The organism is Xanthomonas sp. NCPPB 3442 (genome assembly GCF_056725145.1).
Genome location: NZ_CM161514.1, coordinates 214,081 through 229,320, shown reverse-complemented (window position 1 = coordinate 229,320; position 15,240 = coordinate 214,081). Strand labels below are relative to the sequence as shown.

General features: G+C 67.4%; 14 protein-coding genes. 4 read left to right on the top strand and 10 right to left on the bottom strand.

The window, feature by feature from the left end; all coding sequences use genetic code 11:
• Positions 1-138: 138 nt before the first annotated feature.
• Positions 139-1,434: an acetyl-CoA C-acetyltransferase gene (locus tag AC1POX_RS00960; protein ID WP_011345927.1), complete on the bottom strand. Its 1,296-nt coding sequence runs from the start codon at positions 1,432-1,434 to the stop codon at positions 139-141.
• Between the two features lie 88 nt (positions 1,435-1,522).
• Between AC1POX_RS00960 and AC1POX_RS00955 the strand changes: the two genes are divergently transcribed.
• On the top strand, positions 1,523-2,407 hold the full coding sequence (locus tag AC1POX_RS00955; protein ID WP_039417480.1) for a hypothetical protein: 885 nt from the start codon (positions 1,523-1,525) through the stop codon (positions 2,405-2,407).
• On the top strand, positions 2,404-2,841 hold the full coding sequence (locus tag AC1POX_RS00950; RefSeq protein ID WP_031420653.1) for a VOC family protein: 438 nt from the start codon (positions 2,404-2,406) through the stop codon (positions 2,839-2,841). The genes AC1POX_RS00955 and AC1POX_RS00950 overlap by 4 nt, the downstream gene beginning before the upstream one ends.
• A 533-nt stretch (positions 2,842-3,374) precedes the next feature.
• Here AC1POX_RS00950 and AC1POX_RS00945 read toward each other — a convergent pair.
• The 7 genes from AC1POX_RS00945 to glnA all read right to left on the bottom strand — a co-directional run bounded on the left by AC1POX_RS00945 (position 3,375) and on the right by glnA (position 11,266).
• Positions 3,375-4,022 (bottom strand): superoxide dismutase family protein, encoded by a 648-nt coding sequence (locus AC1POX_RS00945; protein ID WP_014088999.1) that lies wholly within the window; start codon positions 4,020-4,022, stop codon positions 3,375-3,377.
• 48 nt (positions 4,023-4,070) lie between these two features.
• Positions 4,071-4,673: a superoxide dismutase family protein gene (locus AC1POX_RS00940; protein ID WP_372356640.1), complete on the bottom strand. Its 603-nt coding sequence runs from the start codon at positions 4,671-4,673 to the stop codon at positions 4,071-4,073.
• 367 nt (positions 4,674-5,040) lie between these two features.
• Complete coding sequence (gene ntrC / locus AC1POX_RS00935) at positions 5,041-6,468, bottom strand: nitrogen regulation protein NR(I) (RefSeq protein ID WP_008571547.1); 1,428 nt, start codon at positions 6,466-6,468, stop codon at positions 5,041-5,043.
• Positions 6,461-7,516 carry a two-component system sensor histidine kinase NtrB gene (locus tag AC1POX_RS00930; RefSeq protein WP_008571546.1) on the bottom strand — a complete coding sequence of 352 codons (1,056 nt, stop codon included), beginning with the start codon at positions 7,514-7,516 and terminating at the stop codon, positions 6,461-6,463. Before AC1POX_RS00930 ends, ntrC begins: the two co-directional genes overlap by 8 nt.
• Positions 7,517-7,779: 263 nt before the next feature.
• Complete coding sequence (locus tag AC1POX_RS00925) at positions 7,780-9,222, bottom strand: ammonium transporter (RefSeq protein WP_029818235.1); 1,443 nt, start codon at positions 9,220-9,222, stop codon at positions 7,780-7,782.
• A 22-nt stretch (positions 9,223-9,244) separates the two neighbouring features.
• Complete coding sequence (locus AC1POX_RS00920) at positions 9,245-9,583, bottom strand: P-II family nitrogen regulator (RefSeq protein WP_002808480.1); 339 nt, start codon at positions 9,581-9,583, stop codon at positions 9,245-9,247.
• A 273-nt stretch (positions 9,584-9,856) separates the two neighbouring features.
• Positions 9,857-11,266 carry a type I glutamate--ammonia ligase gene (gene glnA / locus AC1POX_RS00915; RefSeq protein WP_003488480.1) on the bottom strand — a complete coding sequence of 470 codons (1,410 nt, stop codon included), beginning with the start codon at positions 11,264-11,266 and terminating at the stop codon, positions 9,857-9,859.
• Between the two features lie 221 nt (positions 11,267-11,487).
• Between glnA and AC1POX_RS00910 the strand changes: the two genes are divergently transcribed.
• Both AC1POX_RS00910 and AC1POX_RS00905 read left to right on the top strand, forming a co-directional pair.
• The gene (locus AC1POX_RS00910; RefSeq protein ID WP_007968085.1) at positions 11,488-12,285 is read left to right on the top strand and encodes an undecaprenyl-diphosphate phosphatase; all 798 of its coding nucleotides are present in this window, start codon (positions 11,488-11,490) and stop codon (positions 12,283-12,285) included.
• A 240-nt stretch (positions 12,286-12,525) separates the two neighbouring features.
• Positions 12,526-13,341, top strand: coding sequence for an META domain-containing protein (locus AC1POX_RS00905; RefSeq protein ID WP_372356639.1), 816 nt, complete (start codon positions 12,526-12,528; stop codon positions 13,339-13,341).
• A 55-nt stretch (positions 13,342-13,396) separates the two neighbouring features.
• Here the strand turns inward: AC1POX_RS00905 and AC1POX_RS00900 are convergent, their stop codons facing one another.
• A complete protein-coding gene (locus tag AC1POX_RS00900; RefSeq protein WP_071117618.1) occupies positions 13,397-14,407 on the bottom strand; it encodes a zinc-dependent alcohol dehydrogenase family protein in 1,011 nt (336 codons plus the stop codon).
• A 79-nt stretch (positions 14,408-14,486) separates the two neighbouring features.
• Complete coding sequence (locus AC1POX_RS00895) at positions 14,487-15,098, bottom strand: YbhB/YbcL family Raf kinase inhibitor-like protein (RefSeq protein WP_372356638.1); 612 nt, start codon at positions 15,096-15,098, stop codon at positions 14,487-14,489.
• Between the last annotated feature and the right edge of the window lie 142 nt (positions 15,099-15,240).

The window sequence follows — 15,240 nt, the reverse complement described above, 5'->3', positions numbered from 1 at the left end:
TTCATCGAAGAAGCTGACGTCGCATTGTTAGCCATACAGCGATGGAATTAAGGATGGCGGACCCGCAACGGCAGAATTCAACTGCCGCTTCTGCAAATCCCCAATCCCGAATGCCCAATCCCGTACCGCACCACGGCATCAGCGCTCGACGATCGCCACCACGCCCATGCCGCCAGCGGTGCAGATCGAAATCAATGCACGGCCGCCGCCGCGCTCTTCCAGCTGTTTGGCGGCCGTGGCCACCACGCGTGCGCCAGTGGCGGCGAACGGATGGCCGGTGGCCAGCGACGAGCCCAGCGGATTGATCTTGTCCGGGTCGATGCGGCCCAGCGGCGCGTCCAGGCCCAGCCGGTTGCGGCAGTAGTCCTCGCTCTCCCAGGCACGCAGCGTGCACAGCACCTGCGCGGCGAAGGCCTCATGGATTTCGTAGATGTCGAAATCCTGCAGGGTCAGGCCCTGACGCGCCAGCATCTGCGGCACCGCGATGGTGGGCGCCATCAGCAGGCCTTCGCCATGCACGAAGTCGACTGCCGCCACCTGTGCATCGCGCAGGTAGGCCATCGGCGTGTGGCCATGCGCCAGCGCCCAGGCTTCGCTGGAGAGCAGCACCGCGGCGGCGCCATCGGTGAGCGGGGTGGAATTGGCGGCGGTCAACGTGCCGCGGCCGGAGGTCTTGTCGAAGGCCGGGCGTAGCGTGGCGAGTTTTTCCAGCGAGGTGTCCGCGCGCAGGATGTTGTCGCGCGAGACGCCGCGGAACGGCGCAATCAGCGAGTCGAAGAAACCGCGCTCATAGGCAGCGGCCAGCTTGTGGTGCGAAGCCACCGCCCATTCGTCCTGCGAATCGCGCGAGATGTTCCATTCCTTGGCCATGTCCTCGCAGTGGTCGCCCATGCTCTTGCCGGTGCGCGGCTCGGCCACGCCGGGGAACTCGGGCTTGAGCTCGGCCAGCTTGAAGCCGCGCAGCAGCGCCCTGAGCTTGTCGCCGGTGGCCTTGGCACGGTTGGCGGCCAGCAGCCGTGCGCGCAACTTCTTGCCGTACACGATCGGCACTTCGGAGGTGGTGTCAGAGCCGCCGCCGATGCCCGAGTCGATCTGCCCCAGCGCGATCTTGTTGGCGATGGTGATCACCGAATCCAGGCTGGTGCCGCAGGCGCGCTGCAGGGTGATGCCCGGCGTCAGCGGCGACAGACCCGACGACAGCGCCGCCTCGCGCGCCAGGTTCCAGTCCGCGGAATGCTTGATCACCGCGCCCATCGCCACTTCGCCCAATTGCTGCCCATGCAACCCGAAGCGCTCGACCAACGCGCCCAGCGTGCGCACCGACATGCCCAGGTTGCCCACATCCGCGTACGCGGTGTTCTGACGACAGAACGGGATACGAACGCCGCCCAAAATGGCGACGGGACGGGCTGCGGGCATCGGTTGACCTGGCATGGAGGACTCGGGGACATGGCCTGCACAGGGCCGGCAGGCATAATGGCCGCAGTGTAGCTTCGACCCCGTGATGGGCCAACCGCGAATCATGAGCAAGACCGAACACGGCGTAACCGCCATGGGTGTGCTGGCGCTGGAATTGACCGGCGGAAGCGCCCCCGAGCGCGGCGCCTTGGCGCCGGCGCAGGCCGGCATGCTGGCCGAACGCATCGGCCGCGACCTGGCGCAATGGATCCCGGAAGTCCGCGATCTGGAATTGAGCGTGGCGTTGGCGCATTTCGATCCGTCCGAAGTGTTGCGGCCCGGCTGGCCGCTGCATCGGCGCCTGGAAGAGCTGCAGGCGCGTGCACCCGGGCGCGACCAGGGCCCGCGGGTGCTGGCCTTCGGTGCCGACGCGCAAGGCGAGATCCCGCTGCCGTTCCAGGCCGATGCGCAACTGGCCGGCGGTGGGTTGCGCGTGTTGCCGTTCCTGCTGTCGGGCGACCCGCACACGGTTGCCGGCGTGGCCGACGCCATGGAGGAAGTGCTGCTGGCCCAGGGAATGGCGCAGGCCGATACCGCGTTGCTGGCGCAGGAAAGCTTCGGCGCCCGCATCGAGCATGCGCGGTATCTCACCGCCAACGATCTGGCGGCGATGATGTCGATGCAGTACGACAATCAGGGCCTGGCGCCGCTGTGGCCGCTGATCGAAGCCGCACTGCTGGCGCCGCACACCGAAGAGTGGCTGGAGCAGCCCCCCGAGCCGGTGTTGCGCTACATCGATGGCGAAGTGCGTATCGCCTTGTTCGATCCCGCAGGCTGGTGCGATTACTACGCGCACGACCGCGAAGATTGCGAACGCCTGCGCGGCGTCTATGAGCACTATCTGGCACGCCAGCGGCAGATGGCCGCCGTGCTGGAAGCGCATGGGCTGCCCGTGCTGTACGTGCATATCGAGCCGGGCCAGGATCCGCGGCAGGCGCTGGCGGCGTGAGCCAGACGCCGGCGGCCTTGCCCCCTGCGCTGCAGGGCGTGCTGGAGACCGGCGTGTATGTTGCGGACCTGGAGCGCGCATGCGCCTTCTACGCGCGCGTGCTGGGGTTGCAACCGATGCACCGCGATACGCGCATGGCCGCCTACGCCATCGCGCCTGGGCAGGTCTTGTTGCTGTTCCTGCAAGGCAGCACCTCGGCGACGGTCACGCTGCCAGGCGGCACGATTCCGCCGCATGAAGGCAACGGGCGCCAGCATTTCGCACTGGCGGTCGCAAGCGATGCCCTGCCCGGCTGGGAAAATCACCTGCATGCCTGCGGGGTCGCCATCGAAGGCCGTACGCAATGGCCGGGCGGCGGGCAAAGCATTTACTTCCGCGATCCCGATGCGCATTTGCTGGAATTGGCGACACCGGGGTTGTGGGCGAATTATTGAGTGATCGCTGCGCGGTGAGCCGCATTTGCCGTGATCGATCAACACCTGAGGTTGTCGCGCGATTGGCGGGCTGGATGCCACCGGTTCGATCTCCTCGAACAGCGTGCACTGCCTTCAAGCGAACTGTTCGCGTGCCCGATTGGCTCTGGCCCGATCGGCCTTGGACAGACACCGCGTCTGCCTACGCACAATGACCGCTGGCAAGCGGATCACCGGGTGATCGCCAGGGGCAGTGGAAGACGGCGTTTGCGGCGTTCGTTCGACAATCGCTGCGCTGGATGCGCACGGCTCGCGCTTATGGCATCGGCAAGCTGCCGCATCCAGGCGCATCCACCCATGTGTGCGCCATATCGCGATCGGAGCGAAGGTTGGACGCTGCACCTCGCGCCTACGCAAACGCCGCGGCGCTGTCGCCGCGGCGTTGGTGTGTGAGCTGCAGCGCTGCCTGCATGTCCACCGGCCGGTCGGCCGACATCGCCCGCAGCGTCGTCGTATTCAACCGTTGCCGTGCATCGACAACGGTCGCGGAGCACTTACTTGGTCGCCGCCTGCGCGTTATCGGTGGTGATCACGCCGCAGGCCAGGCGGCCGCCCGCGTTGCCGGTGGGCTGGGTTTTGTAGTCGTCTGCGTCGGCATGCACGATCACCGCGTGGCCGGCGATATCGAACTGGTCGGCCTTGCCGAGGTTGACGTTGCTGGAGACCGGGCCGTCGATGCTGGCGTTACCCTGCGCGTCGGCGGTGATGTTGGGCATGTCGCCACCATGGTGCGGCTCGGTGCTGACGTTGCCGTGATCGGACTGGGACGGGTTGAAGTGACCGCCGGCGCTGCTGCCGTCCGGTGCGCTGCAATCGCCCTTTTCGTGGATGTGGAAGCCGTGCTCGGTATTGGGCTTGAGGCCGCTGAGCTGGCCGGTGACGCGCAGCGCACCGTCGACGGTCTTGAACGTCACCGTGCCTTTGACGTCATTGCCCTTGGTCGGCTTGAGCTCGGCGGTTGCGGTGGTGGTGGCCGCCGCCTCGGTGACCATGGAGGCGGCGTGTTCGCCACCGTGCGCCGCTTCGGCCGGGGTGCTGGCCTGCGGTGCGGGTGCCGGCTCGGCGGGCGCTGGTTCCTCGCGCTTGCACGCGGTCAGCACCAGGGCGGTGGCCAGAAACAAGGTGGTCGGAACAATGCGCATGGAGTACTCCTGAAGAAAGGCCGCAACTGCAGCCGTTGACGCCCCGACTCAGGGCTGCGAAGGGGGCGTGCCCCATTGGGTGACGCGAATGACGCCGCAGGCCAGGCGCGCACCGGCATTGCCGCTGGGCTGGCTGCGATAGTCGTCGGGGTCGGCATGCACGATCAGCGACTTGCCGACCACGTCGGTCGGGGCGCCATCGCCCAGACTGATGCCGGACAAAATCATGTCCAGATGCGCCACGCCTTCGGCGTCTGCACGCAGATTGTCCATGTCGCCCAGATGATGCGCGCCGCCACCGGCACGCCCGTGCGGTGCGCCACCCGGGTTGAAATGCGCGCCCGCGCTGCTGGCATCGGCCGCGCTGCAATCGCCGCGTTCGTGCACATGGAATCCGGACACACCGCCCGGACGCAGGCCGCCGATGGTGCCGGTGAGGCGGATGCCCTGCAGCGCCGGCACCAGCACCACCCGGCCGCTGACCAGGCTGCCCGAGGCCGAAGCCAGCGCGGCCTCGGCTTGCTGCACCGGGCGCGCAGGCACGATCCGCGCCGCTGGCGGCGGAGGCGCCTTGGGCGGCGGCGGCGTGCTGCTGCAGGCGGCCAGCGCCAGCGCGGTGAGGGCAACGATCGTGGGCGACCGGTAACGCATCGAGCAGTTCTCCTGATCAGGCTGGAAACCTATGCGGGCGCATGTTCACGTGTCATGAAATGGGCCTGCTGGCGGCACAGGAGTGTACGGGGTCGGTGTGCCGGGTCGGCTTGTCGGATGGTGTGCGAGGCGCCAGGCACGCTGCGTGACTGCCCGGACGACGGCGTCGGCACGGCAGGGTTGCGGTGGCGTCATCGACAGCGCCGCATGCGGCGGCGTACCACTGATCAATGCTTGCCGCGGGCACTGTCGGGCGGCCTCGGCTCGATCAAGGCATCGCTGGATAGGTGCGCGGGCACTCGCGCTTTCATCGGCAGGCACCCTCGCCCCAACCCCGTCCCCATTGGCGAGGGGCGTTGGACCCAGATCAGCGGCGTTTGCGCCCCGGGCCGAGTTTGCGGGTGACCGTGTTGCGGCCCAGTCCCAGGCGGGCAGCAGCTTCGGCGCGGCGGCCCTGGGTGAGTTGCAGGGCCGCTTCGAGCAAGGTCCTGTCCAGGCGCTCGCGCGCTTCGGCGTGCAGGCCCTGGGCACCTTCGCTCAGGCGTTGCGCGGCCCAGCTGGAAAGCATGTCGTCCCACTGCCCGTCGCTGCGGCCGCTGCGGTGACGCCGGCCGCCGCGCGCCAATGCGGCGTCCACGTCGACCACGTCGATGATGTCCGAGGTCGCCAGCGCCGCCAGGCGCCAGCACACGTTTTCCAGTTCGCGCACGTTGCCGGGCCAGTCGTACTGGCGCAGGTCTTCCAGCGCGGCCGACGAGAGCCGCTTGGGCAGCATGTCGAGTTTGCGCCCGGCCATGGCCAGGAAATTTTCGGCCAGTTGCGCGATGTCGCCGCGCCGTTCGCGCAGTGGCGGCAACTGCAGGCGCACCACATCCAGGCGGTGCAGCAGATCGGCGCGGAAGCGGCCTTGTTCGACCAGCGCTTCCAGGTCCTGGTGGGTGGCGGCAATCACGCGTACATCGACGCGGATCAATTCGCGCCCACCGACGCGGAAGAATTCGTTCTCTGCCAACACGCGCAGCAGGCGGGTCTGCAGCGGCAACGGCATGTCGCCGATTTCGTCCAGAAACAGCGTGCCGCCATCGGCCTGTTCGAAGCGGCCGATATGCCGTTTGGTCGCCCCGGTAAAGGCGCCGGTTTCGTGGCCGAACAATTCGCTTTCCAGCAGTTCGGCCGGGATGGCGGCGGTGTTGAGCGCGACGAAGGGTTTGCGCGCGCGCGGCGATTCGTTGTGCAGCGCGCGCGCGACCAGCTCCTTGCCGGTACCGGTTTCGCCATTGATCAGCACCGACAGCGGCGCCTGCGCCAGGCGCCCGATCGCGCGGAACAAGGCCTGCATCGCGGGCGTGTCGCCGATCAGCGAAGCCGAGCCCTCGGCCAGCCGCGTGGCGACGATTTCTTCGACGCCGGCATCGGCGTCCGGCAGCGCGCGTGCGGCCAGTGCCACCGCGTCGTCCAGGTCGAACGGCTTGGACAGGAACTCGTGCGCGCCGCCGCGGAAGGCGCCGGCGGTGCTGGCAACGTCGGTATAGGCCGACATCACGATCACCGGCAAGTGCGGGTGTTTGGATTTGAGTTTGTCGAGCAGGGTCAGGCCGTCTTCGCCGGGCATGCGCACGTCGGTGAACAGCAAATCCGGCGTGGGCCGCATGGCGAGCGCCTGCAGCGCGGCGGCGGCGCTGTCGAAGCCGTCTACGGCATAGCCGGCATCGCGCAAGGCGGTGGACAGCACGAAACGGACCGACCGGTCGTCGTCGACCACCCAGATATGGGATACGGCGGCGGCCTCAGCCATGCGGTTGCTCCTTGTCGTGATCGCCGGCCAGCTCGGGCAGCAGCAGGGTGAAAACGGTATGGCCCGGACGCGAGCGATAGGTCAGCGTGCCGTGGTGCTCGCGCGAAACCTGCTGGGCCAGCGCCAGGCCCAGACCGCTGCCTTCGGCACGGCCACTGACCAGTGGCAGAAACAGGTGCTCGGCCAGTTCTTCCGGCACGCCGCCGCCGTCGTCGATGATTTCCAGCCGCAGCGACATCGCATGCACGCGGTCGCGGATGCGCTGGCCATGCTCCACGCGGGTGCGCAGCGTCACGCGTGTGGCGCCGGCCTGGAAGGCGTTGCGCACCAGGTTCCACACCGCCTGGGTCAGGCGGTCGCCATCGCCCAGAATGTCGGGAATGCTGGGGTCGTAGTCGCGCTGCACCTGCACCGACCAGCCGCCTTCAGCTTCGGCCAGGCGTAGCACGCGTTCGAGCACGACATGGATGTTGAGGCGGTCGTGCGGGCGCGCCGGGGTGGGCGAGAGCAGCCGTTCGAGCAGGGTGTTGAGGCGCTCGATCTCGGTGCCGATCAGCTCGATCAGCTCGCGCTCGTCTTCGTCGCGCCCGGCCGCGCGGCGCGCCAGCAGCTGCGCGGCGCCCTTGAGCCCGGCCAGCGGGTTACGCAGCTCGTGCGCCAACCCTTTCAGCGCAGCGCTCAAGGCATTGGGCAGGGCGTGGGTGGGATCGAGCGCGGGAAATTCGTCGACCGGGTGGGTTTCCAGCAGCCAGCCGCCATCGTCCAGCCGCGACAGCCAGCCTTCGGCAAAACGCGGCGCATCGTTGGGCAGGCCCAGCGCCAGCCGGTGCAGGCGCAAGACGTCACGTTCGTCGTTGAGCAGAAAGCGCGCCAACGCGTCGCCCTGCACTTCCAGCGCGGCCAGGGGCTGTTCGACCAACCGCCGTGCACTGACCCCGAGCCAGCGCGCGAACGCCGGGTTGACGCCCAGCACGCGGCCCTCGCGGTCGGCCCAGGCGACCGGTGTGCCCAGGCTGTCCAGTGATGGCATGGAAGAGGACGTCACCATTGCACCAATTTAGTGCAAAGCGCAGCGCCATGCATCGATGTCGCGCAAAGCGAAGCGCACGGAGACACCATGGAGGCCGGACGGCGGCGGGTCGCACCGATCCAGCGTGCATCCGCGCCGGCAGTCACGGGCGTGGGGCTGGTCATGCAGGCACCTCGGCAGTGGTTCCGCGCCCAATGGGCGGCGGGGAAAACGGACCCGGCTGGGCGGTCCCGGCCGGGTCAGGGCGCCACCCGCGGCAGCGCGGCCGCGGGTGTGCATGCTCAGGACTCGTACGCAGCTTCACCGTGGGAGGTGATGTCCAGGCCCTCGCGCTCGGCTTCTTCGCTGACGCGCAGGCCGAACACCAGCTTGGCCACCAGGAACCCGACCACCGACACCACGCCGATCCAGCCCACGGTGATGCCTACGCCCAGGGCCTGGATACCGACCTGGTGCACGATGTCGTAATCGCCACCCTTCTGGCCGCCAAGCGAGGCCGCCGAGAACACGCCGGTGAGGATGGCACCGATGATGCCGCCCAGGCCATGCACGCCGAACACGTCCAGGCTGTCGTCGGCGCCCAGGAGGCGCTTCAGGCCGGTGACGCCCCAGACGCACAGCACGCCGGCGGCAAGACCAATGACGATCGCGCCGAACGGACCCACGGTGCCGCAAGCCGGAGTGATGCCGACCAGGCCGGCCACCATGCCCGAGGCCACGCCCAGGGCGGACGACTTGCCCTTGATGATCTTCTCGGTCAGCGACCAGCCCAGGATGGCGGCGGCGGTAGCCAGCAAGGTGTTGAGGAAGGCCAGCGCCGCACCGGCATTGGCTTCCAGGTTGGAACCGGCATTGAAGCCGAACCACCCCACCCACAGCAGCGAGGCGCCGACGAAGGTCAGGGTCACGTTGTGCGGCTTAATCGCCTCACGCCCCAGCCCGGCACGCTTGCCGACGAAGTAGGCGCCGACCAGGCCGGCAACACCGGCATTGATATGCACGACCGTGCCACCGGCGAAATCCAGCGCGCCCAACCCGAACAGGTACCCGCCGGTGGCCCAGACCATGTGCGCCAGCGGCAGGTAGCCGAAGGTGAACCAGATCACCGAGAACAGCAGCACCGCAGCGAACTTGGCGCGTTCGGCGAAGGCGCCGACGATCAGCGCACCGGTGATGCCGGCAAAGGTCGCCTGGAACGCGACGAACACGTATTCCGGCAGGCTCACGCCCTTGGTGAAGGTCGCCGCCAGGGTTTCGATGGTGACGCCCTTGAGTAGCGCCTTGTCCAGATTGCCGATCCACGCGCCTTCGCCGGAGAACGCCAGGCTATAGCCGTACAGCACCCACAGGACGGTCAGCAGCGAGAACACCACCGCCACCTGGATCAGCACCGACAGCACGTTCTTGGCGCGCACCATGCCGCCGTAGAACAGCGCCAGGCCCGGCACCACCATCAGCAGCACCAACAAGGTGGAGGTCAGCATCCAGGCGACATCGCCCTTTTCCACCACCGGTGCGGCTTCGGCGGCGGCGGCCGGCGGGGCGGCCGGCTGCGCCGACGGCAGCGGTTCGGTGGTGACCGGCTCGGTCGGCAACGGGGTGACCTGCGCACCGGACTGCGCCTGCGCGCTGCCCATGCCGCCCACCATCAGCGCGCTGAACAGCATCAGCATGCACACGCTGTAGAACCGGGCTTTCCACCCGGCAAAAAGAGCTGTCTTCATACGAACTCCGGGGCTGGTGGGGTCAGAGCGCATCGGCGCCGATCTCGCCGGTGCGGATGCGCACCACCTGCTCGATCGCGGTCACGAAGATCTTGCCGTCGCCGATCTTGCCGGTGCCGGCGGCGTTCTGGATCGCTTCGACCACCGCGTCCAGACGGTCGTCGGTGACCACCGTTTCGATCTTGATCTTGGGCAGGAAGTCGACGACGTACTCGGCGCCGCGGTACAGCTCGGTGTGGCCTTTCTGGCGCCCGAAGCCCTTGACCTCGGTCACGGTGATGCCCGACACGCCTGCTGCAGACAAGGCCTCGCGGACCTCGTCGAGCTTGAACGGCCGGATGATGGCGGTGATCAATTTCATGCGCATACCCCGAATGGAGGAAAGAACCGGCCGGCATTGCGCCGCCCGGCGGTGTCAGTCACCTGGATGCCACCCCGGCATCCGATCGTTCGCGATTGCGCGGACCCCAGCAGATGCCATGCATCCGCCTCGTGGGAGAGGTCAGGCCCGCGCGCCGCGAACGATGTGCTCTCTCGTTACCCCTGCGATCCACGGCCGGAGCCCTGGATCGATCGAACATGTGCGGCGATGGCGGAGGTGGGAGGGGGGCCTCCGCCATCACCGCGGTGGAACTCAGTTGCCGTAGTACAGCTGGTACTCCAACGGGTGGGTCGCAGCACGGAACTTGGTGACTTCCTGCATCTTCAGCGCGATATAGCCGTCGATGAAGTCGTCGCTCATCACGCCGCCGGCCTTGAGGAACTCGCGGTCCTTGTCCAGCGCTTCCAGGGCCTGGTCCAGGCTGGAGCACACCTGCGGGATCAGCTTCTCTTCTTCCGGCGGCAGGTCGTACAGGTCCTTGTCGCTCGGGGCGCCCGGGTCGATCTGGTTCTTGATGCCGTCCAGGCCGGCCATCATCAGCGCGGTGAAGGTCAGGTAGCCGGACTGCAACGGATCGGGGAAGCGCATTTCGATGCGGCGCGCCTTCGGGTTGGTGACCCACGGAATGCGGCACGAGGCCGAACGGTTACGCGCCGAATAGGCCAGCATCACCGGCGCCTCGAAGCCCGGAACCAGGCGCTTGTAGCTGTTGGTGCCGGAGTTGGCGAAGGCGTTGATCGCGCGGGCATGCTTGAAGATGCCGCCGATGTACCACAGCGCCAGCTGCGACAGGCCGCCGTAGCCGTCGCCGGTGAACAGGTTGACGCCGCCCTTGGCCAGCGACTGGTGCACGTGCATGCCCGAGCCGTTGTCGCCCACGATGGGCTTGGGCATGAAGGTGGCGGTCTTGCCGTTGCGGTAGGCGACGTTCTTGATGATGTACTTCATCGTCAGCAGTTCGTCGGCCTTCTGCACCAGCGAGCTGAACTTGGTGCCGATCTCGCACTGGCCGGCGGTGGCCACTTCGTGGTGGTGCACCTCGGTTTCGATGCCGACCTGTTCCAGCGTCTTGATCATTTCCGCGCGCAGGTCGTGCAGGCTGTCGGTCGGCGGAACCGGGAAGTAGCCGCCCTTCACGCCCGGGCGGTAACCACTGTTGCCGCCGTCGTACTTTTCGCCGGTGTTCCAGGCCGCCTCTTCCGAACCCACCTGGAAGAAGGTGTGGCCCATATCGTTGGCAAAGCGCACCGAATCGAAGATGAAGAATTCCGGCTCCGGGCCGAAGAACGCCTGGTCTGCGGTGCCGGAGGACTTCAGGTAGGCCTCGGCGCGCTTGGCGATGCCGCGCGGGTCGCGCTCATAGCTCTGCATGGTGGCCGGGTCGAGGATGTCGCAGGTCAGCACGATGGTCGGATCGGCGAAGAACGGATCCAGATACGCGGTGCCCGCGTCCGGCAGCAACACCATGTCCGACTCGTTGATGCCCTTCCAGCCCGCGATCGAACTGCCGTCGAACATCTTGCCTTCTTCAAACAGCGCCGGCTCGATGATATTGACCGGAAAGGTGATGTGCTGCTGTACACCACGCATATCGACGAAGCGCAGGTCGACGAACTCGACCTTGTTGTCCTTGATCAGCTTTTCAACATTTTCCACGGACATCGGAAGAAACCTCAGGCAGGAGTTAAGTGGCTCGTGGGCGGTACTACAGCAGGGACCGTGCCAAGCCTGTGCGCTTCACAAGCCCTTGATTTTGCTTACATCGCTCGCGACTGTACCGCCAGCATCGCACCGTAAAAGTGCAAAGCGCAAACTAGAACGCACCGATATGGTGCATGCCGCAATGCACTATCCTGGCGCTTCCCTCACCCCTGCCCAGTCCGATGTCCGATCTGATTTCCGCCCTGTTGTTGGGCATTCTCGAAGGCCTCACCGAATTCCTGCCGATCTCCAGCACCGGCCACCTGTTGATCGCCGAACAATGGCTCGGACGCCGTTCTGACTTCTTCAATATCGTCATCCAGGCCGGCGCGATCCTGGCCATCTGCCTGGCGCTGCGGCAGCGCCTGTGGAGCCTGGCCACCGGCCTGGGCGAGCGCGCCAACCGCGACTACGTGCTCAAGGTCGGCGTCGCCTTCCTGGTCACCGCGGTGGTCGGGCTGATCGTGCGCAAGGCCGGCTGGCAATTGCCCGAAACGCTCCAACCGGTCGCCTGGGCGTTGCTGATCGGCGGGGTATGGATGCTGGTGGCCGAACACTTCGCCGGCAAGCTGCCCGAGCGCGATGTGGTGACCTGGAAGGTGGCCATCGCCGTAGGCCTGGCGCAGGTCGTGGCCGGTGTTTTTCCCGGTACGTCGCGCTCGGCCTCGACGATCTTCATCGCGATGCTGCTGGGCCTGAGCAAGCGCTCGGCAGCGGCGGATTTCGTGTTCATGGTGGGCATTCCGACCATGTTTGCGGCCAGCGGCTACGCGCTGCTGGAGATGTACAAGGAAGGCGGTTTCGGCACCGAAAACTGGACCGACGTGGCGGTGGCCTTCGTGGCGGCGACCATCACCGGCTTTGTGGTGGTGAAGTGGCTGCTGGGCTATATCAAGAAGCACCGTTTCACGGTGTTTGCGGTGTATCGCATGCTGCTGGGCGCCGCCCTGCTGCTGTGGCTGCCGGCGGCGGCGGGCTGACCTTCCACCGCCCCGGCCTGCACGTCGTGATGGCTGCGACGTGCAGGCCGGGCGCACACAAACGCGCTGGGCACTGCCGCGTCCGCGCGCTGCCAGCCGATTGCGGGCAACCGCCGCCCCGCCGGATATCGGACGCAGTCGCTTGGTTGGCGGCTCTGATGCGTCCACGTCGTGACGCCGGTCATTGCCCCGGGCGCACGCTGGCGGTATCACTGACGCATCGACCACCGGGAGCTGCGCATGCGTGCCGTGTTCTTCGCCCCTGCATTGCTGGCGGCGGGCGTGACGGCCTGCGGGTCGGGTGCATCGCCGGACCCACCCGGCTCCGGCCACGCTGCTGCGCGGGCACCGGTCACCGCTCCCCCCGACACGGACAATGTCCCATTGCGCGCTGCCCTGCGTGCGCAGCACTGGCACTTGCAGCAGGCCAGCGATGCGCATGGCACGGCCTTGCGCAGTCTGTTCGTCGACGGCGTGTCGCCAGTGCAACTGGACTTCGACGATCAGCGCATCCAAGTCAGCCAGACCTGCAACGCGCTTGGCGCCAACTACAGCGTGGCCCAGGCGCACGTGCAGATTGGCCGGGTGGTCTCGAGCAAGCGGATGTGCGCCGATGCACGCCGGATGGCGCAGGAACGCGCGGCCAGCGACCTGTTGTCCGGGCGCTTTGCAGTGGTCATGGACAACGCGGCAGCCGTGCCTGGCCTGACCCTGACCCGCAGCGACGGCACCGTGCTGATCTTCGGCGGTACGCCCACCGCGGACACCCGGTATGGTGGGCCGGGGCAGACGCTGCTGATCGAGGTGGCCGCAGAGACCGTGCCCTGCGTTTTGGACCCTGCGCGCCGCTGCCTCCAAGTGCGCGAGCACGAGCCGGGCGCGGCCGCCGCGACAGAGGCCGCCACGTCATGGCAGCCCTACGACGGCACGATCGAGGGTTTCGACCATGAAGAGGGCATCCGCACGCTGCTGCGCGTGACCCGCTACCCGGCCGTCAGCGCGCCTGACGCCAAACCGGTCTACGTGCTCGACCAGATGATCGAAGCCGGCAGCTAGCGCAGCCGCAGTAGGGAGCCGGCAACGGCATCGCACGCTGCGACGCCGCCCCGCATCACAGCCGGATGAGCACCTTGCCCACGTGTTGCGCCTTGGCGAAATAGTCCAAGGCCTGGGGCGCCTCATCGAACCGGAACGTCTTGCTGTGCAGGGTCTTGATGCGGTGCTGCTCGATCGCCCGTAGCAGGTCCACGAACATCGCCCGGCTGCCGTTGGCGATCCCGCGAATGGTCACGTTCTTGCGGATCAACGCCACGTAATCGGGAATGGGCGAAGACGCCCCGGGGGTGACGCCGATCACCACGATGGTCGCGTTCGCGGCCGCCGCCTTGATCGACTGCCCCAAGGTGTCCTGCCCGCCGGTCTCGATGATGACGTCCGCGCCGCCGCCGGACAGCTGTACGACTGCCTCGGCCCAGTCGGGGTGGGTGCGGTAGTTGACGGTGATGTCGGCGCCCAGGCGGCGTGCGAGCTCGAGCTTGTCGTCGCTGGACGAGGTGATGGCGACGCGGGCCCCGTGCAGCTTGGCCAGCTGGAGCGCGGCCATCGAGACGCCACCGGTTCCCAGACACAGCACCAGGTCGCCGGCCTTGATCCTGGCCACGTCCACCAGCGCGTTCCAGGCGGTCACCGCGGCCGATGCCAGCGCCGCGACATCCTCGTCCTCCAGCGACGCAGGCACCTTGATCAGGGCACTGGCAGGCAGCGACACCTTTTCGGCCAGCCAGCCGTCGTGGGTCACGCCCAGGTCGTGGGCGAACATCTCGGCATCGAACCTGCCCTCCAGCCAGGTGGGAAAGTGCCCGCTGACGACACGGTCGCCTGGCGCGACCTGGCCGACACCGGCACCGACGGAGGTCACGATGCCCACGCCCTCGGCAACCGGAACGCGCGTAGGCGCAAGCTTGCCGCCGTAGGTGCCCTTCAGGATCTGCAGGTCGCGGTTGATCAGGCCGACCAGCCGCGGAGCGACGATGACCTCACCTGGCCCTGCGACCGGCTCAGGCATCTGGACCGCGACCAGGCTGTCAAGGCCGGTTTGATTGCCAATCTGGAATGCTTTCAAGGGGATTACCTGTGCTGCGACGCCGGCCGGACGTGGCTGGCGTCAAGGGATGGGCGATCGACGCCATCGGCGCGATCACTCAGCGCAGCGACGGGTTCAACGTGTAGGTGCCGTGCAACGCCGCTTCGGCCAGCACATGCCCCTGCATCGCCGACAGCACATCGGCGGCGGTAAAGCTGTCGGGCAGGCTGAGTTCGGCCACGTCCAGCGCGAACACGCGGAAGAAATACCGGTGCACGCGCAGGTCGTTGAACGGCGGGTACGGGCCGTCGTAGCCACGGTAGTGGCCGGCCATGTCGGCATTGCCGGCGAACCACTGGGTGTAGGAATTCAGGCCCTGCCGGGCACCGGCCGGGCCGGCTGGCTGCTGCTTGCCCTTGACCACGAAGCCGTCGCTGCAGCTGCCCGCCGCAATCTCATGCACATCGGCGGGGATATCGGCCATGGCCCAATGCACGAAATCGGTGCGTGGCTGCTCGACGGGAATCTGCAGGTCGTCACGGCCGACGGTGTCGGGCACGGTCGGCACGTCCGGGTCCAGGCACAGCAGCGCAAACGACTGTGTACCGGCCGGCACCTCGCTCCAGACCAGGTGCGGATTGCGGTTGGGCGCAAAGCCCTCCGGCGTGCCGGCGGCAAATTCCACCGCGATGGGCTTGCCGTTTTCGATGCTGTTGCTGGTCAGACGCATGGCGGGTCTCCGAGGGAAGCGATACGGATCAGGGTGCCTGGGTCCGCGCCACAGCGGAAGACGTTGCGATGGAACCTTCTGATGCGCTCGGCCGGGTTTACCGCCGCGTACGTACCGCGCCTGCACACGATGCGACGAAGCG